Origin of the sequence: Myxococcus xanthus (assembly GCF_013116825.1) — a bacterium.
Taxonomy (GTDB): Bacteria; Myxococcota; Myxococcia; order Myxococcales; family Myxococcaceae; genus Myxococcus; species Myxococcus xanthus_B.
On record NZ_JABFNS010000012.1, the window covers coordinates 71,866 to 93,771 of the forward strand.

Genomic DNA, 21,906 nt, shown 5'->3' on the forward strand with positions numbered 1-21,906 from the left:
CGTGTGGCGCGGGTTCGCCCGGAGCGGTTGTTTGGCCACCTGCTAGTCCTGGTGCGCTGCGTCGGCGCGGGCGCGCTGGGCGTCTCGCCGCGGCGCCGTCGGCTCCACCGATGCCTGGGGGTAGCGGATGAAGAGCCGGCGGAGGGCGCCTCGCTGCCGGCCCATCTCCTGCGCGCGCGACGCCGCGTCCACCACCAGCATCAGCATGAGGCCCACCCACGAGGGGACCAGCGGAATCACCCAGCCCGGGTCCGACGCCAGCCACGCCACCAGCGCCGTGTGCAGGATCGCCAGCGTCACCGCCCATCGGAGGACCGCGCCGGACGTGCGCGCGCGGCGGCAAAGCCAGACGAAGGCCGCGAGCACCACCGCGGTCTCCAGAACGCCCAGCAGCGCCACCAGTCCGGATGAGCGCATCAGCCGGCCCGACCGCAGGTTGTCCAGGGCGAAGGCGTGAATCTCCACGCCGGGCACCGCCACCTGGCCGGGCAGGGTGCTCTGTCCATGCAGCCCCGTGGCGGTGACACCCACGAACACTGTCTTGCCTCGCAGCGCCAGGTCCAAGCCCACCGAGCGCGGGTCCGCGTGGAGCAGGTCCGCCAGACTCACCCGGGGAAGCCAGTCGGGCGCGGGCAGCCGCATCAAGGGTGCGCCGTGGTCCCATGCCGCCAGCTTCCGCAGAGGCTCCGCCCGTTCGGGCGTCAGGTGCAGCGCGGTGGCCAGTGCCAGCGAAGGCCAGGCCTGTCCGCTCACGCCCACGGCGTAGGGATAGCGACGGATGACGCCGTCACCGTCCACCAGCATGTTGAGGGTTCCACTGCCCCGAGCCGCCATGCGCAGGGGCGCGATGCTCCCCGCCACCTCCTGGGCCTGGAGCCGCAGCGCGTGGGGGGGCAGGGCCAGCGGCGTGCCCAGGGCGCCATCCTGGAGGGGCGCCATCACCGGGACGTCGTCCGTGAGCGCCGCGGCTCCCAGGACGACACCGTTCCCTTCCGAGATCGCTTCGGCCAGCCGGGCATCGCCGTCGCGCGCGAGGAGCCGGGCCTCCAGGTCCGCCGCCAAGGCTTCACCCGCGGGCTGCTCCGTCAGTCCAGAGCGGCGGAGCGCCTCCAGGATGTCCTCACCCATTTCCAACGCATCACGCGGCCCGGGCTGGTCGAAGACGACGTCCACCGCCACCGCGGCGGGGCGCTGGGCGGCGAGCGCTTGGAATGCGCGTGCCCACGTGGTGCGTGAAAGCGGCCAACGCTCACCCAGCGTCGCGAGGGCGCGGTCATCCACTTCCACCAGCACCAGGTCCGCGCTCGGCGGCACGGCGGGCAGCAGCCGGCTCACCGCCTGGTCGTAGAGCGAGCGCTCCAGGAAGCCCGGCGCGCCGCCGGTGGCCGCCGTCGCCCCCGCCAGCGCGATGCCCACGCACGCACCCAGCACCCGCAATACGGCGGGCGAGGGCAGACGGAGACCGTCGCGGCGGTGGGGCTCGGCGGGACTGGAGTCCATGGGCGGGGGCCTGCTGTCAGGCAGGGCCCGGCCATCATGCGTGCGCGGGTGGGCGCACGCAACGCAACAGTCTCAGGGCGGGACGTCGAACGCGTAGATCTTCGAGGGGAAGCCCACGAAGCCGTCTGGGTCCACGGCCATCACCCGCCAGAACCACTTGCCGTGGCGGGGCCCGGGAATCGCCAGCTCCGGGCTGGCGCTGTCATAGGTCTGGACGCTCGCGGCGAAGTCCGCCGTGCGGGCCACCTCCACGCGGTATGTCGCGGCGCCCTCGAGCGACCGCCAGGACACCTTCGGGGCCGTGGCGAACGCGCCTCCCCGAGGGCCCACCAGCGTGGGCGCTGGCAACAGCGGGCGAGGCGGCTCCGGTGGCGAGCCCGGCTTCGCGCGCGAGCCATGTCCGCCCGACACCTCGACCTCGGCCTGCTCCGCGCTGAGGGCCACCTTGCCTTCCAGTGTTTCCAGCCGGCTGGTGCCGTCGTCCTGGGCCGACACGCGGAACCGGGTGCCCCGCACACCGGCCACCGCGCCGCGCGTTCGGACCTCGAAGATGGAGCCCGCGCCACCCGGCGCCGCGTCCGTCTCCACGGTGCCTCGCAGCAAGTCCAACTGCACCTTGCGCTGGAGGTTCGCCATCAGCTCGATGGCGCCCACCTTGATGAGACTGTTCTCCACCACGCGCACCATGCTGCCGTCCGCCAGGGCCAGCTCCGCCCGGGCGTCCGCGCCGGTGCGCAGCAGCTCGCCCGGGTAGAGCGAGTCACCCACCGTCCGCGCGAGGAGTCGGGCTTCCGTCGCGCCGGCCTCCACCGCGCCGCTGGCCGCCCGTAGCCGGGCCACCGCGGGCTGTGCGGGCCGCTCCACGTAGGCGAACTGGAGCTGTGCGGGCTCGCCCTCCACGGACGGTGGCGCCATGGCGGACACGCGCGTGCGGGGCACGCCCGCCGCCACCAGCACATCCGCGGCCCGTTTCGCCGCGGCCAGGCCCCGGCCGTCCAGCCGGTCCGCGTCCGGAAGCTTCGCCGCCACCGTCACGGAACGGATGGCGGGGCGCGCCAGGAGCGCTTGGGCCACGTGCGCCAGGCACGCGTCCGTCTCCGCGCCCTGGGGGGCCAGCGGCCGGCCGAACACGATCCGGCCGCTGTCGAAGCGCAGCCCGCCGCACGGCGCCTGCGTCTGCGCGGCGAGCGCGGGTGGACCCGCCAACATCACCGCCATCATCCAAGGGGCTGTCCGCATCAACGCGTGCCTCCTCCCGTCGAAGGCTCGGCGACCTTCACGATGTTGAACTCGACGCGCCGGTTGTTCTCGCGCCCCTTGGCCGTCTCGTTGGTGTCGACCGGCTTCGCCTCACCATAGCCCACCGCGTCCAGCCGCTGCGCCGCGATGCCATCCTTCACCAGGAAGGCCACCACATTCCTCGCCCGCCGCTGGGACAGGTCCAGGTTCTTCGCGTCATTGCCCTGGTCGTCCGTGTGGCCTTCCACACGGACCATCTGGAGCTGCGGGTTCGCCTTGAGCGTGGCGGCCACCTGCCGCAGCAGGCCGTGGGACCTGGCCAGAATCACGTCCTGGCCCGTGCCGAAGTACACCTTGTCCAGGATGACGATGCGCGCGCCCTCCACGCGCACCTGCGCCTTGCCCGGGTCCGGGCAGCCGTCGTCATCCTTCACGCCGTTGATGGTCTCCGCCTCCAGCGGGCACCGGTCCTCTGCGTCCGGGATGCCATCCTGGTCGTTGTCGGGGTCCGGGCAACCGTCTTCGTCCTCGAAGCCGTCCAGGTCCTCCGGCTCGGCCGGGCACAGGTCCTCCGCGTCGGCGACGCCATCCTGGTCGGTATCCACCGGCGCGGGCGGCAGCGCCAGGGGCGCCGGGGCCGGTGCGGGCTGGCCCGCCTCGGTGGGCGGCTGGTGGGCGTTCGGGTCGTCCGGGCAGCCGTCCTCGTCTTGGAAGCCGTTGAAGCTCTCCGGCTCGGTGGGGCACACATCGGTGATGTCGGGGATGCCGTCACCGTCGTCGTCCGGGTCCAGGCAGTTGTCGTCGTCCTGGAAGCCATCGAAGTCCTCGGGCCCCAGGTCGCAGACCGGCGCGGCGGAGGCGGGGCCTCCCTTGGATTCGAACGGCGTCCAGGCCACACCCGCGAGCACGCGGAAGGACGGGGTGCCATAGCCCCGCGACAGGCCCGGGCCCGCGCCCACATGCGCGGCCAGCCCCGGAGTGAAGCGGTACTTCAGCGCGGCCAGGACTTCCATGGGCCGCTCCTCGGCGCTCGTCTCCTTCAGGCCCAGCGCGCCCGCGAGGGTGGCCTGCGCCGTGAGGGCCTGCGTGAGGGGCACCTCGGCGCCCACCGCGTAGGCGAACTCGTTGCCCACGCGGAGGTTGCGCAGCTGCTCCTCGCGGCGGACGTTGAAGCCCACGTTGGCCAGCAGGCGGACGGCGGTGGTGGCCCACTCCGCCACGAAGCGCGGCTGGAACGTCACCGTGTCCGAGCCCAGGAACTTCGAGCCGCCGCCCGTGGGCAACGTCAGGGGCGCCGTCACCGCCAGGTGGATGCCGATGTCGGTGGAGAGCAGGCGGACCTTCGGCACCAGCCGCAGGTCACCCACGCCCGTGGTCCCCACGCCGTTCGACAGGTCCGGCGCCACCGCGGCGGCGGGTTCAGACGTCGTGTGGGAGATGGGCAGCGCGACGCCAAGCTCCACCCGGTCGAACAGGGAGATGGCGCCCATCAGGTCCAGCGTGAGCTGGCTGTCCACGATGCGGTAGAGGAACCGGTCCGCTCGCGGGTCCACGAGGTTGAGCGGATCATTCGCGTAGTTGAGCGACGCGCCCAGGTTCCAGGAAAGGTGCGGCGCGATGCGCGCGCCATGCATGCCGAGCACGTCATGGGCACCCGGGGCCGGCTTGTACTGCTGCACGTCGATGGCCTGCGACGCAGCGGGCTGGGCGCTGGCGGTGGCCGTAGCCACCAGCAACAACGAGGCGGCGAGCCGTGTCACGCGGCGAAGGAAGCTGCGCGGTGAGGACGGTGTGAAGTGAGGAATGCGCATGGAAGGTCGAGGCTGGGACGGGCCCCGCCGAGGAGCCGCGAAGGTTGTCACCGGCGGATGACCGACTCAAGAAACGATGAGCCGTCGGTGTCCCAGTGGTTCGGGGCGTCCCGGCGACATGCAACTCGATGACGCGTCGTCGCGCGGGGGCTGGGCGGCGCGCACGCGGCGGCGGGAGCGCGCACTACACGGCCGCGGCGAGCAGGCGTGAGACGTGCTCAGCCAACGCGGGCAGCGGCTGCGGCTTGGAAAGCACCAGGTCCACGCCCAGCGCCTGCGCGCGGTCGGTGAGCTCCTGGGTTGCGAACGCCGTCAGCAGCACCACCCGCGTCTGGGGCGTGTAGCGGCGCACGAAGTCCGCCAGCATCAGCCCTTCTTCGGAGAGCGTTCCGCTCAGGCGCAGGTCGCTGATGACCAGGTCGTAGCGGCCCGTCGTCATCAGGTCCAGGGCCTCGTCCAGCGCGCCGGCCGAGTCCACGCGGTAGCCGGCCCCGGAGAAGAACTGGCCCAACACCCAGCAGAGGGAGGACTCGTCGTCGACGATCAGGATGTTCTGGGCCACGGAGTGGGCCCCCCAAGCAAGCTCAGGGCCAGAGACGCGCTTGTCTCGGTTCCAAGCAAATTCGGGTACTTGTTCCCGCGCAAGGGCTTGAGACTGCTTGCTGCGTCCAGGCTACGGATCCGGTTTCTGGAATCCGGACCGGTTGATGCCCAGGCGCTTCAGCCGCTCGTAGAGGGATGACCGGGGGATGCCGAGCCGCGCGGCGGCGCGCTCCACGTGTCCGTGCTCGAGGCGGAGGATGCGCTCGATGTGGCGGCGCTCCAGCTCCTCGAGGGTGAGGTGGTCGTCGGCGTCGGAGGCGGGCTCGCCGGCGCTGGCCTCGAAGCGCAAGTCCCCCCGGGACAGGGGCCCGCCGCCGGACAGCAGCACCGCGCGCTCCAGCACGTTGCGCAGCTCGCGGATGTTGCCAGGCCAGGCGTAGCGGGTGAGGGCCGTCTCCGCGTCGGGTTGCAGCCCCACGCCGCCGCGGCCTCGCGCCGCGCCCAGCTCCGCCAGGAATTGGTGCGCCATCCCGACGATGTCCTCGGGCCGCTCACGCAGCGGGGGGACATGGAGGATGAGCGTGCTGACGCGGAAGTAGAGGTCGCTGCGGAACCGCTTGTCCCGGGCGGCCACGGCCAGGTCCTGGTGCGTGGCCGCGATGAGGCGCACGTCCACGCGGCGGTCCCGCACGTCGCCCAGCCGCCGGAAGCGCTTCTCCTCCAGCACCTTCAGGAGCTTGGGCTGGACGGCCGAGTCCATGTCGCCAATCTCGTCCAGGAAGAGGGTTCCCCGGTCGGCGACCTCCAGGAGTCCCTGCTTGGCGGCCACCGCGCCGGTGAAGGCGCCCTTCTCGTGGCCGAACAGCTCCGAGTCGAGCAGGTCCTTGGAGAGCGCCGCGCAGTTGAGGTCCACGAAGGGCGCGTCCTTGCGCGGGCCGCCTTCATGCAACCACCGCGCGAGCACGCTCTTGCCGCTGCCCGTCTCGCCGGTGATGAGCACCGGGCTGTCGCTTTCGAGAATGCGTTCGGCCTGCGCCTCGAGCGCGCGGATGGCGGCGCTGCCACCCATGAAGGGGTTCACCTTCCCTCGGACGATGCGCGAACGCTCCGCCAGCAGGCGCTGCCGCTCGCGGCGCTGCGACACCAGCCGGTCCAGCACCACCTTGAGGACGGCCAGCTCCACCGGCTTGGTGAGGAACTGCTCGGCGCCTTCCTTCACGGCCTGGACGGCCAGCTCGATGGAGCCATGGCCGGTGAGCACCACCAGCGGCACGGAGGCGTCGATGTCCTTGAGGCGCGGCAGCAGCTCCAGCGCGGTGCCGTCCGTGAGCCGGTAGTCCACCACGGCCACGTCCGGACGCGAGGTGCGGAACGCCTCCTGCGCCTCGACGAGGCTGGTGGCCTCGTCCACGTCGAACCCATGGGCGGTGAGGAAGCCTCTCATGCCCAGGCGGATGCCGGGCTCGTCGTCCACGAGGAGGATTCGAGTGCGCGTCATGAAGTCAGGGAGTCTACGTGCTGGGGTGATACACGCGAAGAAACAACAGGAAGCAGCAGCGTGACCTCCGCGCCGCCCTCCGGGTGATTGCGCAAGCGGATGATACCCTGATGCTCCTCCAGGATGCGTTGGACGATGGACAGGCCCAGCCCCGTGCCGCCGCGCCGCTTGCTGAAGAAGGGCTCAAAGACATGGGACAGGTCCTCCGCGCGGAAGCCTGGCCCACCGTCGCGCACGGTGCACCGCACCCAGGACCGGCCCGCCTCTTCCACCTCTTCCGTCGCCACCCGCACCGCGCTGCCCGCCGGCGAATGTTGCACGGCGTTCTCCACCACGTTGCGAAACACGTGAAACAAGCGCCGGGCGTCCATGCGAACGCGGGGCAGCTCCGCCGCCAACTCGCGATTCACATTCACACCGGCTCGCTCACTGGCCAGGGCGCACGCGGACAGTGCATCCATCATCACCGGGAGCACGGGGCCTTCCACCCATTCACCGCGGGTGGGGCGGCCGTACTCGAAGAGCTCCTGCGTGAGGTGGTTGAGGCGCTTCACCTCGCCGCGCAGCACGTCGACGTAGGGCTTGAGCTCCGCGCGCGCGCCGAAGGTCGCCTCTACCGCGTCGACCACCGCGGAGATGGAGAAGAGGGGGTTGCGGACCTCGTGGGCCACGCCCGCGACGATGGCGCCCATGGCGGCCATCGTCTCGCTGCGCCGCAGGCTGGCCTGGAGCTCGAGGAGATGCGTCAGCTCCGTGGCCACCAGGATGACGCGCGAGTCCTCGCCGCTCGCTTCCTCCACCCAGGTGGCGGACACCTCCCACGTGCGGCGCGACACCGGGTCGCCCAGCTCGCGCGTGGCGCTGGCGCGGGTGCGGCGCAGCTCCTCCACCAACGGAAGCGCGTGGGACCAGGGTGGGGCGCTGGCCGCGGTGAACAGCGGCTGGCCGGACGGGTCCATGCCTCCGAAGAGCGCGATGGCGGCGGCGTTGAGGCGCTGGACGGTGCCATCCGCCCCCAACACCATCAGCGGCGAGGCCACCGCGTCGAAGGTGCGGCGCCATTCCTGGGCGGAGCGGCGGAAGCTGTCATGCAGGCGCTGGCGCAGGTCATCCGCGAGCCGCCGGTCGGTGATGTCGGTGACGACGCAGCCGACATGCAGCTCCGCCTGCGCATCCAATGCGGAAGCGGCGGCGCGGCTGCGCACCCAACGCACGCGGCCGTCGGCGCAGATGAGCCGGTGCTCCAGCTCCGCCTCGGCGCCAGGGGCCAGGCCCTCGATGCTGGCCCGGTAGCGGGCGCGGTCCTCGGGGTGGATCATCTCCGCCCACAGCGGCGGCGGTCCGCCATCCGGCGCGGGCTGGACGAACGCGGAGGCGGCATAGCCGGTGGTGCGCTCGATGACGGGCGTGCAGTAGAAGTCGCGCAGTCTCCCGCCGCGCAGCTTGCCGCCCCACAGGTAGTCCGGCAGCGAGCGCGTCAGCACGTCCAACCGGCCCTCGTGCTCCTGGAGGCTCTTCTCCGCGCGCATGCGCTCGGTGAGCTCGGACATCGCGGCGATGACACCCAGCACCTCGCCGTTCGCGCCGCACACGCGCAGATAGCTGCCGAACCAGAAGCGGCTCTCGCCCGGCGCGGCGGGCGTCTCCACCTGGAGCAGCGTGTCCTGGATGGCGGCACCCGTGCTGAGCGCCAGTTGGAGGCGCGGAGCGATGCGCTTGCCCAGGTCGGGCATCACCTCGGTAACGTGCCGGCCCAGGTGCCGCTCCGCGGGCAGGCCATGCATCGCCGCCAGGGCCGCGTTGATGTGAACGTAACGCAGCTCACGGTCGAAGAAGGCGAAGCCCACGGGCGTCACGTCCATGACGGCTGTGCGAAGCGCGCTGGCGTCATCCGCGCTGCGCAGGGCGGCGTCCCGTGCGCGGTGAGCGCGCTCCCGGGTTCGCAGGAGCAACAGCGCCAGGGTGCCGCTGATGAGCAGCCCCACGGCGGCGGTGAGGAGAACGCGGGCAGGGGGGCTCACCGCCCCGGAGTAGCTCCAGACCCCCTCGACTGCCGCGGAGAGAGTCGTGGCCACGAGGACGGCCAGCAGCAACTGTCGACGGGAAGGAAACTCGTGCATGCGGTGGGCGGCGAGCGCAGGAGCTTAACCGCAATCCCCGGTCGGACGGTGGCTCGTCGGGCATTCGCGTGAAGCGGTTGGTGGACATCCTGGTGGGGCGGACGTCCACGCGCGCGTGGGGGCCCGCTCCGCGCGGCGCCGGGCTCAGGCGGAGGGCTGTGTTTCGCTGGCAGCCCCTTCCCGGGTTGCCTCGGCGAGCAGGGCGCGCACCTCGTCGTCCTCCGTCTGCGCGAAGTCGCGGTACCAAAGGCCCACGGAATAGAAGGGCTCGGGCATGCGGACGCAGACGACCTCGTCCGCCACCTGGGCCAGGCTTTCGCAGGACTCGGCCGCGCCCACGGGCACGGCCACGATGATGGCCGCGGGCTCCAGGAGCCGCAGCGCCGCCACGGCCGCCCGCATCGTCGTTCCCGTGGCCAGCCCGTCATCCACCAGGAGGACCGTGCGCCCACGCACGTCGGGGAGCGGCCGGCCTTCCCGGTATCTCTCTTCACGCCGCTGGAGCTCCACGGCCTCGCGGCGGGCCGCGGCTTCAATCTGTTCGCGGCCGATGTTCAGCTCGTCCACCACCTCACGGTTGAGCACGCGCACGCCCCCGGAGGCGATGGCGCCCATGGCCAGCTCCTCGTGGCCGGGCGTGCCCAGCTTGCGGACCAGGAAGACATCGAGCGGCACTCCGAGCTTCCGCGCGACTTCGGCGCCCACGGGCACGCCGCCCCGTGGCAGCGCCAGCACCAGGGTGCCGGGTTGCCGCGCATGGCGCCGCAGGTGGTCCGCGAGCACGCGGCCTCCCTCATAGCGGTCCTGGAATTCGGGCCCTCGCATACCGCCACTCCTCGCCGCTCCCTGGAGTGGAACGGGCGCTCGTCAGGAAAAAGCTGGCCACGCCGGTGGCCTCGTGGAACGGGACGGGCGTTCGTGCTGGCACTCGTTGCTCGCCTGGGCTCCCGTCTTCCCAGCGCTGGGGGCGGCGTGCTCGTCCGCCGCGCTCCCGGCGTTGCTCACGCGATGATTTCTGGCCGCCCTGGCTGATTGGGCACCGGCGGGTCCTGAATGCCCGGTGGCTTGATTTCGGGCGGCTGCGGCGGCTCGATTTCCGGCGGCTGGCGCGTGGGCGGGTCCTTCTTCGGCGGCGCCTGCGGCCCGGGAGGCTCTCGCCCGGGCCTCTTGTCGGGGTCGGGCTCCTTCACGGGCGAGTCAGGTGTCGTCGGTACCTCGGGCATGCCGTGTTGCTCCTCTCGGGTTGACCAGCACGAAAGACAGTGGGCACGCCCGGGCCCGCGGGCACCGCCCTCGTTGCCCAGTCAACGCGAGGGCCTCCGGGCCCCGGGCCGCCCGGTTGGTGGTCAGGCATCCCCCGCGGACGCGAGCGAGGCAGCCCCTTCCCGTCTGCTGCACCGCGCCATCGCCGCCGTCACGTTCCGTGGAGCGAAGGACACGAGCCAGAAGGAGGCGGACGATGAAAGCTGCCCTATGGGGAATCGGTGGCGCGGGGCTGGGCCTGGGGCTGATGTACTGGACGGACCCACGCAGCGGCCGCTGGCGCAGGTCCCATCTGCAGGGGAAGGCCGTCCACGCGGCGCATGAGGCGGGAGGCGCGGTGGGCGTCGTCGCTCGGGACCTCTCGCAGCGCTCGCGCGGCGTCTTTTTCGAGTCGATGCGCAAGCTGCACCGGGAACCCGTGGAGGACCTTGTCCTGGAGGAACGGGTGCGCTCGGCCCTGGGCCGGGTGTGCTCGCATCCCGGAGCGATTCGCGTGATGGCTCGGGATGGCGTGGTTCGGTTGGAAGGCCCCATTCTTCGCGAGGAACTCCGGCGCGTGCTGCCCCGCATCGGCAAGGTGCAGGGGGTGCATGGGCTGGACAACCAGCTTGTTCCGTATGCGGAGGGCTCAGCGCACCCGGCGCTGCAAGGAGGCAGCATGCGCTCGGGTGAGTCGAGGCCCTTCTTCCAGGAGCACTGGTCGCCTTCCGAGCGGCTCTTCGGAGCGCTGGGCGGCTTGACCCTGACGGCCTGGGGGCTGGGGCGCCGGGGAGTGACGGGAACCCTGGCGACCCTGGGCGGCGTGATGTTGGGCACGCGGGCCTTCACGAACCTGGGGCTGCGGCAGCTCACGGGGATGGGCGCGGGACGGCGGGCCATCACCCTTCACAAGGACATCAACGTGAACGCGCCGGTGGAGGAGGTGTTCGCCTTCTGGAGGGAGATGCAGAACTTCCCCCGGTTCATGACACACGTGGATGAAGTGATTCCGGGCGTCGAGGGTCGCTCGCACTGGAAGGTGCGCGGGCCCGCGGGGCTGCACTTCGAATGGGACGCCGTCGTCACGAAGTTCGTGCCCAACAAGGTGCTGGCTTGGAAGAGCGTGGAGGGCACGGCGGTGGAGAACCAGGGCGTCATCCACTTCGAGTCCACGCCGCGCGGCGGCACTCGGGTGGACATCCGGCTGTCCTACAACCCGCCAGCGGGGGCCATTGGCCATGCCTTCGCGAAGCTGCTGGGCGCGGACCCGAAGAAGCAGATGGATGACGACCTGCTGCGCTTCAAGTCGCTGCTGGAGCGAGGGAGGGCCACCGGCCGTGAGACGGTGACGCGCGAGCAGGTCGCGCCCCGGCGCATGGCGTCCCGGGGCCCCCTCACGCACTAGGCGGTGCCGGCCCCGGCGCTTCCATCCATCCCTGGGTCGCTGGGGCTCCGTTTCTCTGCTGGGGCTCATAAGGAGGCGCTGTTCGAGGCGACCATTCAGCGGGCCAGGACACCTGTGCCACGTTCCAGCTGTCGAGGGCTCTGGGGATTCGCCATGAACCCATGTTCGCGTGCAAACCTTGCGCCTTCAGAATCCGGATGAGGGGGGTGTCCTTCTTGCGCGCACTTCTTGCGTGCGTTCTTGGGCCGCCCTCCGCGCACAGGCACTGGCCTGGGGCTTGCTGACGCGCTCTCGCCGGGCCGGAATGGCCGGGCTCCAGGAGCCTACATGGTCATTCGCGGTGCGCCACAGGGGGGCCATGTCATGTCCCCGGCGGAGTCCTTGGACTCGCGGGCCGTGGCCCCTGGGCGGTGTGCCGAGCCAGCGCGACGCGGGGGAGGAAGTTCCTGCGCTCATGCGTTCAGCGCGGATAGGCTCTTACCCCAGGACTCATGGCGGAAACCTTGTTCGAGGAATTGAAGCGGTACGTGGGGTTCAGCTCGGCGGACGAGCAGGCTCTCGTGTCCTTGCACGCCACCGCGAAGCCCCACTTCCCGCGCTTCGCTCGCATCTTCTACGACCGCATCCTGGAGCATGAGGGGGCTCGGCAGGCGCTCGAAGGGGGAGAGAGCCAGGTGGGGCACCTGCGCGGCACCCTGCAGGTGTGGATGGACCAGCTCCTCCGCGGCCCCTGGGACGAGGTCTATTACGCGCTGCGCTGCCGCATTGGCCGCATGCACGTGCGCATCGCCCTGCCGCAGCACTACATGTTCGGCGCGATGAACATCCTGCGGCAGGAGTTCAACAGCCACATCGACGCCACCTACCTGGAGCAGCCCGCGGCGCTCCGCGCGGCCCGCTCCGCGGTGGGGAAGATCCTCGACCTGGAGCTGGCCATCATGCTCCACACGTACCGGGAAGATCTGCTGGCGCAGCAGGCGCGCAGCGAGCGGCTGTCCACCTTTGGCCAACTGGTGGGTTCCATCGGCCACGAGCTGCGCAATCCGCTGGGCGTCATCGAGACGTCGCTCTACATCCTCCGGGGGCGCCCGGGGGCCGTGGACGAGCGCACGATGAAGCACCTGGACCGGATTGGCGATCAGGTGGGCATCGCCAACCGCATCGTCTCCGACCTGCTGGACATGATTCGGGACCGGCCTCTGCACCGGCAGGAGGTCTGGTTGGACGAGGTCTGGCAGGAAGCGCTCAAGGCCGTGCAGCGGCCCGACACTGTCGTCGTGAGCGCGGAGGGACTGACCTCATTGCCCGCGGTTCAAGGAGACGCGGGGCAGCTGCGCCAGGTGTTCGTGAACCTGCTCGACAACGCCGTCCAGGCCCTGGAGGAGACGGGCGGGACGGTGTCTCTGTCCGCTGCCACGCGCGAGCCGGGGATGGTGGAGCTGGTGCTGGAGGACTCCGGGCCGGGCGTCAGCGACGTCATCCGCCGCCGCCTCTTCGAGCCGCTGATGACGACGAAGGCGCGTGGCATCGGGCTCGGGCTCGCGCTGGTCAAGCGCATCGTGGAGCGGCATGGGGGGAGCATCGCGTATGTCCCCCGTCCCGGAGCGGGTGCGCGCTTCGAGATTCGGCTTTCCCTCGTCGCTTCGGAGGAGACGCGTGCGCCAGTACCTCCTGTTGGATGACAACCGGGCGTTCGCGGAGAACCTCGCGGAGATTCTGCGCGACGGCGGGGACGCGGCCACGGTCGTCACGAGCGGTGACGAGGCCGTGCGGTTGGCGCGCACCACGCGCTTCGACGTCCTGCTGACCGACATGCGCATGCCCGGCATGAGCGGCGCGGATGCCGTGCACCACCTCCGCCGCGTGGACCCGGGCTTGGCCGCGGTGGTCATCACCGCGCACCCACGCCAGGATGACCTGGAGACGGCCCGGCGCGAAGGGCTGCTCGCGGTGCTTCCCAAACCCGTGCCCATCCCCGCGTTGGTGGAGCTGCTGTCCGGTGCTCGCCGGGATGGGCTGGTGGTGCTGGTGGAGGATGACCCGGCGCTGAGCGACAACATCGCCGAGCTGCTGCGCGGGCGCGGCTTCTCCTGTGTGACGGCGGCCTCGGTGCTGGACGCGGACCGAATCCTCTGCGCGCAGCCCTTCGCCGCGCTGGTGGACCTGCGCATCCCCGGTGGGCCGGATGGTGAGGCCCTGCGACGGCTGCGCGCGCGCTATCCGCACCTGCCCACGTTTGTCATGACCGCCTATCCCGACGCGGCCCCGCTGGATGGGACCACGGGCGTCTTCTCCAAACCCTTCGACCCAGGCGCGCTGATGGAGGTGCTGGAAACGGCGCACGCGGCACGCCCCACCCACGCCTCATGAGCGAGCCCACCTCTCCATCCCGTCCGTCCGTCCTGGTGGTGGATGACAACGCGGCCTTCCTGGACAACCTGGAGGAGCTGCTCGGGGACGCGGGCTATGCCGTCCGCGGCGCGTCCAGTTGCAAGGCGGCGCGCGAGCGGGTCCGGGAGGGCTTCGACGTGGCGCTGGTGGACCTGCGCCTGCCGGACGGAGATGGGACGGCGCTGGCCGCCGAGCTGAAGGCCGCGTCTCCGGACTCGGAGGTGGTGCTGCTCACGGGCTTCGCCACGTTGGAGACGGCGGTGGCCGCGGTGCGGGCGGGCGCGTGTGCGTACCTGATGAAGCCTTGCGCGCCGCAGGAGCTGCTGCTGACGCTGGAGCAGGCGATGCGGCAGGTGCGCCTGCACGCGGAGAAGCGCGAGCTGGCACGGCGCGCCCAGGTGACGGAGAAGCTGGCGGCCGTGGGGACGATGACGGCGGGCCTGTCCCACGAAATCCGCAACCCGCTGAACGCGGCGGCGCTCCAGCTCTCCGTCCTCGAGCGGCGTCTACGGCGTCTTCCGGATGGGCAGCAGGCGCCCTTGCTGGAGCCGCTGCTGTTGGTGCGTGATGAGATTCGCCGCCTGGACCACATCCTGGAGGACTTCCTCCAGTTCGCGCGGCCTCGCGAGTTCCGTCCCGCCTCCGTGGACGTGAACGAGCTGCTGCGGCGGGTGGTGGACCTGCTGAGCGGACAGGCCGCGTCCCGCAAGGTGTCGCTGGAAGTCTCGCCACGCGAGTCGCCGGTGCCGTCGGTGGCGGGTGAGGAGGAGCGGCTGCGTCAGGTGCTCATCAACCTGTGCCTCAACGCGCTGGAGGCCACGCCAGCGGGAGGCACCGTGACGCTGTCCGCGGGGCACGAGGGCGGGCGCGTGTGGCTCACCGTGGACGACAGCGGCCCGGGTGTTCCCCAGGAGGTTCGGGACCGCATCTTCGAGCCCTTCTTCACCACGAAGGCTCAGGGCTCGGGGCTGGGGCTGTCCATCGTCCATGCCATCGTCACGCAGCATGGCGGTTCGCTGGAGGTGGACTCGGCGCCCGGTGGGGGCGCTCGTTTCATCCTCCGGATGCCGCTGGCGGGGTAGGGCCCGTCAGCGGAAGGCGGGATGCGCTACCGCTGCGCCGTCGGGCTGTGGAACTCGAAGGCGTCGCAGTCGTCGCACGTCCCTGGGGCCGCGGCGCCCACCACATCGGAGATGTCGAGGCCCGCGAAGTGCCGGGACTCGTGCATTCCGCCGCCCGGCTCCTTCGTGAACCAGATGTCGAAGACGTAGCGCACGGCCACGGGTCTCCCGTTGAGCGTGGCGGGCTCGTAGCGCCAGGTGGAGAGCGTGCGGATGACGCCTTCCTCCAGGCCCCGCAGGCCCTGGATGGGCTGGCATTCGGTGACGGAGCCCTGCGTGGTGATGATGCAGCGAGCCACCACCGCGCCCTTGGGGAAGCCTCCGAAGTGGGACTGAATCCCGTAGGCGATACTGGGGAGGTGGATGCGCTCGCCCGAGAGGAACCGGGGCGGGGTGATTCCGGGCCGGAGCGTCTTGACGGGAGCCGACGCCTTCATGGCCTTGTAGACGGCGTCGAGCGCGGAGGCGCGCGAGGGCGCCGGCGCGGAGACGACCACCCGGGGCAGCTCGGTGGCGTGCTCGTCGGCGTGCGCGGAGGCCGCCTCGGCCAGGGTGGTGTCGGGCGACTCCTGGGAGGTGTCCTCGAGCAGGACGGGCGCGGCGGGCTCACCGTCGAGCGAGTAGGGCACGCGCGACAGCTCCGTGCGGGCAATTGTCCCCGTGTCCGGGATGAGGAGGGGGGCGGGCCGCGTGGGACGAGGCTTCGCCGCGGGTGCTCGCTCTGCCTTCGCCGCCGCCTTCGGGCGCTCGATGGGGGCGGGGGCCTGCGGGGCCTGGGCGGAGAAGGTCGCCGGGGCCACGAGCAGATGGTGCATGGGCATGGTGCTGGACAGTCGCTGCACCGTGCCAGGGGTTGCCTCCACGTGGAGGGGCGGCGCGCTCACCGGCTCCGTGGCGTGGGCCGTCTCCGGCAGTTGCGACGACCCCAGGGCCACGGCGAGCACGGCGCTGCCCAGTCCGCTGGCGAGCCGCCAGGACCTGCGCGGCGTCGTGTCCTCGGACGCGGACAGCAGCCGGCGTACGCGCATCAGCAGCGAGCCATCGCTGACGCCCAAGGCGGGGTGGGGTGATGGGGCCAGACGCAGCTCCTCGATGTGGGCCAGGGCGCGGGCGTAGAGCAGCGCATCCCCGCAGCACTGGACGGCCAGGTCATCCGCGCAGTGCTCACGCTCCTCGCGGATGCGGTGGGACAGCCACCAGACGGCCGGGTGGTAGAACAGGAGGGTCTCCACGAAGGACTGGAGGAGGTTGACCACGTAGTCGTGGCGCCGGATGTGGCCCAGCTCGTGGGCGAGGATGGCCTCCAACTGCGCGGCGGACAGCCCGGTGATGGCACCCGCCGGCACCAGGATGAGGGGGCGCCACAGGCCAATGACCATGGGCACGTCGACGCGGGCGGAGGCCAGCAGGCGCACGGGCCGGGACAGGCGGACGTGGCGCAACGCACGGGTCAGCGCCTCGCTCCAGTGGGCCGAGGGGGCTTGCGTCTCCTGCCGGGCCATCCGGTGGGTGATGAGCCAGGCGGCCACGGTCCGGGCCGACAGGAGGAGCACACCGCAGCACCACGCCGGCAGCAGCCAGGGCCGGAGCACCTCCGTCCAGTGCGGCGCCGCCAGGGAGGTGGACTCCGTCGTGACCACGGCCAGCATGTTGGACTGGGTCAGGGACTCGAAGGCGCCGAACGTCACGGCGCGCGAGGCCTCCGCCAGCGCGGTCAGGAACGTCACCACGGGCAGCACGGCCATGGCCACCATTCCCAGACACGCGGTGGCGTAGCGCGCCCGAGCGGCACGCTGCGGCGTCAGGGACAGGATACCCGCGACCGCCAGGGCCACCACCGCGCCCTGCCACAGGAAGCCGAGCAGCGCCTGCTCCAGGGCGTGGAGATAACGCGCGTCCATCACTTCCCCCGCTTTTCGTGTGCGTCGAGCAGCCTGCGAATCTCCGCCAGCTCCTCGGCGGACGCGCGCTTCATGGACAACGCCTGGGCCACGACCGACGTGGCGGATCCCCCGAAGGCGCGGTCCATCAAGTCGCGCAGGAGGTCGCGCTGGGTGCGCGTCTCGCTGATGGCGGCTTCATAGACATGGGTCCGCTCGCTCTCGTCACGCTGGACGATGCCCTTCTCCGTCATGTTCTGCAGGAGCTTGAGGACCGTGGTGTAGCCGGTGTCCTTGTCCTGGGTGCCCCGAAGCAGCTCGTGCACCTGTCGGACGGTGCTGGGGCCCTGCTTCCAGAGCACGCGGAGGATGGCCAGCTCGGCCCGCGTCGGCTGCGGGAGGGCGTGGGTGGTCATCTCGCGGAGTATTACGACGGTCGTCGTAAGAGTCAACGACGCCCGTCGTAGATGTCCGATCCAGGGGCATTGCCCTTGTCAGGGGGAGCCAGGGCTTTGAGCTCGCGGAGCGGGTCGAGGGTGGTCAGCGAGGATGCCAGGATTTGGAGTGCGAAGGGGCCCCTGAGGGCGCTCGTGGGAATCAGCCGCGCCGCCAGGGGACGCTCGTCCCCTGCGCCCGGCCCTGCATCGTCATCCATTACCGTGAACCCTTGCTCCCAGATGGACGCCAGCAGTTGCGTGGGGCAGTGGCCCGCCGCGCTGGCTGTCTTGAGTTCCAGGTACGCCTGCCGGTGCGTGCCTTTCGCGTAGGGTTCCAGGTAACGGCCTCGAAGGGCGGCTTCCACCAGGCCAATACAGCGGCCAATCGCCGGCTCACACGCGCGTGCCTTCTCGCTGACCTCCACGGGAGAAGCGATGCTCGAAAAGGCAGCGGCGGACCACAGCACGGCCTTGAAGCGCTTCTGTTGTTCGAGGCTCATGGGCCGCCAGTCAGGCGGGGGATTCTCGAAGGTGGCGTGGAGCTTGTGTTCGACGGTGAGCAATGAGAGGGCGACCATGCCGCCCAACAGCGTGTCCGTGCGGTAGGCCAGCCACGCGAGCTGCCTCACGTCGCGCACGGCTTCTAGCGGCGTCCCCTGTTCAATCGCATGCCGGAGCCGCAACTTCGACCAGAGCACCAGGAGCGAGAACTCCGGAAAGGACGCGGACATCAGGTCGAAAGGCTTGTCCGGTGCGATGGACGCACGGGGAATGGCATTCCAGTGGTCGAACGCATGCATCTGGCGCATCCAGCCGAAGTCCAGGCTGGAGAGGTCCAGGTCCGACGTTACCCAGTCATCCTTGCTCTCGGCCTTCTGGAGCAACAGAAGGTGTGCCGGGAGCCGAAGGGGTGACTCTTCAAGACCGGGCGGGCCGGAAGCCGCGCGGAGCCATTCGTTGAGCAGCGGGCCCGCATCGCCCGAGCCCCGCGGCTCGTGAAACCACGGCTCCGCGCCCACCAGCGCCTGTTGTTCGCAGAAGAACTCCACCTGCGCCGTGACGTCGGCCCGGAACTGCCCGATGGCGGGGCCATATTGGCGCTGAGACCAGACGTGGAAGGCCGCGACGGCCAACATGGCGAGCAGCAGGATTCCGCTCGCACCCCATATCAGGACCCGCAGCAGCACGTTGCCCCGGTGAACCGAGGCTCGCCTCGAACGCCATCCCATCCAGGGCACGGTAGCAGTGCCCCAGCCCCCCATCAAACCGCTACGACTCCGCGGCCAGGTCCTCCGCCTCGTCGGCCACGACCTTCAGCGGCGCGCCATCCGGCGTGCTGTACTCCTTGAGCCGGTATTGAATCTTCCGCACGCTGATGCCCAGCACCTCAGCGGCCCGGGACGTGGAGCCCTGCACCATCTCCAGCGTGCGCAGGATGGCCTCGCGCTCGATGGCCGCCAGCGTGGCTCCCGGGATGAGCGCGCCCGTGGACGTCCCATGCGGCCGGGGTCCGCGCAGCACGGGCGGCAGGTCATCGGTGGTCAGCTCCTGTCCCTGCGCCAGCACCACCGCCCGCTCGATGGCGTTCTCCAACTCGCGGATGTTGCCCGGCCAGTCATGGGACAGCAGCGCCTGGAGCGTCCCGGGCGCCAGGCCTCGCACCTGCTTGCCGTATGAATCGCTGTACTTCTCCAGGAAGTGGTTCACCAGCGCGGGGACGTCGCTCTTGCGGTCCCTCAGCGGCGGCAGCGTCACGCTCACCACGTTGAGCCGGTAGTAGAGGTCCTCGCGGAACCGCCCCGCCTTCACCTCGGCCACCAGGTCCCGGTGCGTGGCCGCGACGATGCGCACGTCCACCTTCAGCGTCTGGGTGCCGCCCACGCGCTCGAACTCACGCTGCTGGAGGACGCGCAGCAGCTTCACCTGCACGGCGGGAGAGATTTCGCCAATCTCGTCCAGGAACAGCGTGCCACCGTCCGCCAACTCGAAGCGGCCTTCCTTCCGGGCCAGCGCTCCCGTGAATGAGCCCTTCTCATGGCCGAACAGCTCGCTCTCCAGCAGGTTCTCGGACAGGGCCGCGCAGTGCACACGGATGAAGGGCTTGTCCTTGCGTGGCGACTCCTGGTGCAGGGCCTGGGCAATCAACTCCTTGCCCGTGCCCGATTCGCCCAGGATGAGCACCGTGGCGCGAGTGCCCGCCGCCCTCCGGATGACGTCGTAGATGCCCTGGAGCTGGGGCGATTCGCCGATGATGTCGTGGAAGCGGCGGACGCGCGAGCGCACCTGGTCCCGCAGCGCCTCGGCCTCCTGGCGCAGGCTGCGCTTCTCCAGCACCTTGCCCAGGGTGACGAGCACCTGGTCGGCGTCCAACGGCTTGAGCAGGAAGTTGTCCGCGCCGGACTTCATGGCCTCCACGGCCGTCTCCACGCTGGCGAACGCCGTCATCATCACGAAGGTGGCGTCGCTGCCCTGCTCGCGGGCCGTCTTCAGCAGCGTGAGGCCGTCCATCTGCGGCATGCGCACGTCGGTGAGCACCACCGCGGGGGAGAACTCGCCGATGCGAGCCAGGGCCTCGGCGCCGTTGGCGGCCTCGGCCACTTCATAGCCTTCCTCATTCAGGATGGTGGCAATCGCCCGGCGGGCATTGTCCTCATCGTCGACGACCAGGATGCGCTGTGGGGACATGGGGGAGGTGGGGCCTTTGCTGTCAGGTCAGGATGCGGGGGCGGTCGCGGCGGGTACGCTTCGACCACTGCTACGAGCGTGCCACGTCTCGACCACCGGTTCGATGCGCGGAGTGATGTTGACGACGGAGCTGGGGAAGCACTGCGCGGGGAGCTCGGTGAAGATGAGGCGGACGGCCTCCGCGTCGGCCTCGGTGGCCACGGCCACGTGTGGGCGCACGATGAGGTCCGTGAGGTGTGGAGGCTGGTCCGCGCCACACACCACGCGGGCCACCGCGGAGCTCTGGTAGAAGAGCACGCGCACGTCCGCTTCCCGGGCCTGCTCCAGGAACGCCAGCAGGGTGCGTCCCTCCACCGCCCCCACGAGCAGGGCCTCCGGGGACCAGGGGCCCACGGCCACGGTGTCCTGCCCGGTCAGCGGCTGGCCAATGGGCACGGGCGGCGCACGGTCGCTCGTCAGAACGGCGCCGCGCTCGCCCTGCCAGTAGAGGCGCGTTTCATACTCAGTGATGGTCACGTTCGTCACGGGCTCACCTCCGCCGAAGCCTGAGCAGGCAGTGCCCCTTCAACGCGCATGCCGCGCGACTGCTTCTTCCGGGACACCGCGTTCGTACCGTGGTGCCGAGCAGGCGGGGAGAGAAACTCATGGCAACCCAAAGAGGCGCAGCACGGCAGGTCCCGAGAGGCTAACCAGCAGACAGCCGCCCAACATCAGGGGAACCCCCAACTTCATCAGCTCGGAGGAGGCCAGCCCCTCGCCCACCGTCATCGCATTGGGCGGGGTGCTGATGACGAAGGGCATGCCCAGCGAGCATCCCAGCGCGATGAGGATGGGCGTCGAAGCGGCGGGATGGAGCTGCGAGGCCAGGGGGATGAGGAGCGCCGCCGTCCCCGTGTTGCTCATCAGCGCGGACAGCACCGCCGCGACGGCCACCAATACCCCCAACTGCACCGGCACCGGCCAAGCTGCAAGGTCCGCGCCGGCAAGTGCGCGAGCGATGAGCCCGGAGTGCTCCAGCAGCCGGCCCAGGGCGATGCCGCCAGCGATGAGCAGCAGCGTGGCCCAGTCCAACCGGCCCAGGTCCTCGCGCCTCAGCAGGCCGCTGCCGAAGAGCAGCGCGGTGGCGCCCAGCGCCACCACGGGCGCGGGCACCCCGTGGAGCGGCTCCGACAGCCAGGCCACCACGCACGCCGCGCTCACCCACAGCACGCGGCGTCCCGAGCGCGCCAGGGACACGGGCGCTTCGGTGGGCATCGTCAGCCGGCCGCCCACGCGGAAGCGCAGCAGCACCAGGCCGAAGCCCGCGAGCAGCAAAAGCAGCGTGAGCGGCAGGGCGAAGGACATCCACTTCGCGAAGGTGACTTGCGCATGCTCGGACGCGGCGGAGACGGCGAGCGCATTGGGACCGCTGCCCACGGGCGTGGCGATGCCGCCGACGTTGGCGCCCAGGGCCACGCCCAGCAGCAGCGCGGGCCGCAGCGGCGCACCCGCGGGCATGGCCTGGAGCAGGGGGCGCAGCGCGGCCAGCATCATCGCCGCCGCGGCCACGTTGGACATCCACATGGAGAGGAAGGCGACGCCCGCCATCACCAGCAACACCAGCCGCCGCGGCCGTCCACCCGACAGCCGCATCACGTGCCGCGCCACCGAGGCATCCAGGCCGTGCCGCATGGCGGCCACTTCCAGAGTGAAGCCACCCAGGAACAGGATGAGCACCGGGTCCGCGCACCACGCGAGCACCGACGGCAGCTGATAGGCACGGTCCAGCGGCCCCAGGAGGACGGGCGTGGCGCCCAACAGCAACAGCGTGGGCACGAACGAGGGCACCACCTCCGTCAGCCAGAGCACCAGACAGACACCGCCGATGAGCACCGTGCGCGTGGCCACCGGTCCCTCGACGCCGAGGAGCGCCACCAGCGCGACCCCCGTGAGCCCGGCCAGCGCGAACGCATGGCGGGACGCGGAGACGCCGGGTGGAGTCGCGGAGAGGGGGGCCTCGGGGGAGGCCGCGCCGGCCCTGTCTCTTATACACAA

At 70.9% G+C, this 21,906-nt stretch carries 17 protein-coding genes and 1 pseudogene; 4 read left to right on the forward strand and 14 right to left on the reverse strand.

Translation table 11 applies throughout. The features are described 5' to 3' along the window. Window positions 1–42: 42 nt before the first annotated feature. From HNV26_RS05330 to HNV26_RS05365, 8 genes and pseudogenes are all read right to left on the reverse strand, one after another. Entirely contained in the window at window positions 43–1,500 is a 1,458-nt protein-coding gene (locus HNV26_RS05330) for a CHASE2 domain-containing protein (protein ID WP_171440714.1), read from the reverse strand. A 72-nt stretch (window positions 1,501–1,572) separates the two neighbouring features. Further along, window positions 1,573–2,739: a FecR family protein gene (locus tag HNV26_RS05335; RefSeq protein ID WP_253816258.1), complete on the reverse strand. Its 1,167-nt coding sequence runs from the start codon at window positions 2,737–2,739 to the stop codon at window positions 1,573–1,575. Continuing rightward, window positions 2,739–4,538, reverse strand: a pseudogene (locus HNV26_RS05340) (OmpA family protein); the annotation flags it as partial. The gene HNV26_RS05335 and the pseudogene HNV26_RS05340, both read right to left, overlap by 1 nt. A 196-nt stretch (window positions 4,539–4,734) precedes the next feature. Then, a complete protein-coding gene (locus HNV26_RS05345; protein ID WP_171440717.1) occupies window positions 4,735–5,112 on the reverse strand; it encodes a response regulator in 378 nt (125 codons plus the stop codon). A gap of 111 nt (window positions 5,113–5,223) precedes the next feature. Continuing rightward, on the reverse strand, window positions 5,224–6,591 hold the full coding sequence (locus tag HNV26_RS05350; RefSeq protein ID WP_171440718.1) for a sigma-54-dependent transcriptional regulator: 1,368 nt from the start codon (window positions 6,589–6,591) through the stop codon (window positions 5,224–5,226). After that, window positions 6,588–8,711: a PAS domain-containing sensor histidine kinase gene (locus HNV26_RS05355; protein ID WP_171440719.1), complete on the reverse strand. Its 2,124-nt coding sequence runs from the start codon at window positions 8,709–8,711 to the stop codon at window positions 6,588–6,590. Before HNV26_RS05355 ends, HNV26_RS05350 begins: the two co-directional genes overlap by 4 nt. 144 nt (window positions 8,712–8,855) lie before the next feature. Next, the gene (locus tag HNV26_RS05360; protein ID WP_171440720.1) at window positions 8,856–9,536 is read right to left on the reverse strand and encodes a phosphoribosyltransferase; all 681 of its coding nucleotides are present in this window, start codon (window positions 9,534–9,536) and stop codon (window positions 8,856–8,858) included. Between the two features lie 176 nt (window positions 9,537–9,712). Further along, window positions 9,713–9,934 carry a hypothetical protein gene (locus HNV26_RS05365; protein WP_171440721.1) on the reverse strand — a complete coding sequence of 74 codons (222 nt, stop codon included), beginning with the start codon at window positions 9,932–9,934 and terminating at the stop codon, window positions 9,713–9,715. A 236-nt stretch (window positions 9,935–10,170) separates the two neighbouring features. On the opposite strand from HNV26_RS05365, the gene HNV26_RS05370 reads away from it, so the two are divergent. The 4 genes from HNV26_RS05370 to HNV26_RS05385 all read left to right on the forward strand — a co-directional run bounded on the left by HNV26_RS05370 (window position 10,171) and on the right by HNV26_RS05385 (window position 14,831). Next, window positions 10,171–11,358: an SRPBCC family protein gene (locus HNV26_RS05370; protein ID WP_253816259.1), complete on the forward strand. Its 1,188-nt coding sequence runs from the start codon at window positions 10,171–10,173 to the stop codon at window positions 11,356–11,358. A gap of 491 nt (window positions 11,359–11,849) precedes the next feature. Then, the gene (locus HNV26_RS05375) at window positions 11,850–13,040 is read left to right on the forward strand and encodes a sensor histidine kinase (RefSeq protein WP_171440723.1); all 1,191 of its coding nucleotides are present in this window, start codon (window positions 11,850–11,852) and stop codon (window positions 13,038–13,040) included. After that, window positions 13,015–13,728: a response regulator gene (locus tag HNV26_RS05380; RefSeq protein ID WP_171440724.1), complete on the forward strand. Its 714-nt coding sequence runs from the start codon at window positions 13,015–13,017 to the stop codon at window positions 13,726–13,728. The genes HNV26_RS05375 and HNV26_RS05380 overlap by 26 nt, the downstream gene beginning before the upstream one ends. Beyond that, window positions 13,725–14,831 carry a sensor histidine kinase gene (locus HNV26_RS05385; protein ID WP_140863660.1) on the forward strand — a complete coding sequence of 369 codons (1,107 nt, stop codon included), beginning with the start codon at window positions 13,725–13,727 and terminating at the stop codon, window positions 14,829–14,831. Before HNV26_RS05380 ends, HNV26_RS05385 begins: the two co-directional genes overlap by 4 nt. 26 nt (window positions 14,832–14,857) lie before the next feature. On the opposite strand, the gene HNV26_RS05390 is transcribed toward HNV26_RS05385, so the two are convergent. The 6 genes from HNV26_RS05390 to HNV26_RS05415 all read right to left on the reverse strand — a co-directional run bounded on the left by HNV26_RS05390 (window position 14,858) and on the right by HNV26_RS05415 (window position 21,906). Continuing rightward, a complete protein-coding gene (locus HNV26_RS05390; protein ID WP_216611821.1) occupies window positions 14,858–16,771 on the reverse strand; it encodes a M56 family metallopeptidase in 1,914 nt (637 codons plus the stop codon). Further along, a complete protein-coding gene (locus HNV26_RS05395) occupies window positions 16,771–17,166 on the reverse strand; it encodes a BlaI/MecI/CopY family transcriptional regulator (RefSeq protein WP_140863658.1) in 396 nt (131 codons plus the stop codon). Before HNV26_RS05395 ends, HNV26_RS05390 begins: the two co-directional genes overlap by 1 nt. A gap of 32 nt (window positions 17,167–17,198) precedes the next feature. After that, window positions 17,199–18,416: a hypothetical protein gene (locus HNV26_RS05400; protein WP_216611822.1), complete on the reverse strand. Its 1,218-nt coding sequence runs from the start codon at window positions 18,414–18,416 to the stop codon at window positions 17,199–17,201. Between the two features lie 40 nt (window positions 18,417–18,456). Beyond that, window positions 18,457–19,872, reverse strand: a complete 1,416-nt coding sequence (locus HNV26_RS05405) for a sigma-54-dependent transcriptional regulator (RefSeq protein WP_090490665.1) — start codon at window positions 19,870–19,872, stop codon at window positions 18,457–18,459. Between the two features lie 27 nt (window positions 19,873–19,899). After that, complete coding sequence (locus HNV26_RS05410; RefSeq protein WP_171445465.1) at window positions 19,900–20,397, reverse strand: OsmC family protein; 498 nt, start codon at window positions 20,395–20,397, stop codon at window positions 19,900–19,902. Between the two features lie 117 nt (window positions 20,398–20,514). Further along, window positions 20,515–21,906 (reverse strand): SLC13 family permease, encoded by a 1,392-nt coding sequence (locus HNV26_RS05415; protein WP_171452773.1) that lies wholly within the window; start codon window positions 21,904–21,906, stop codon window positions 20,515–20,517.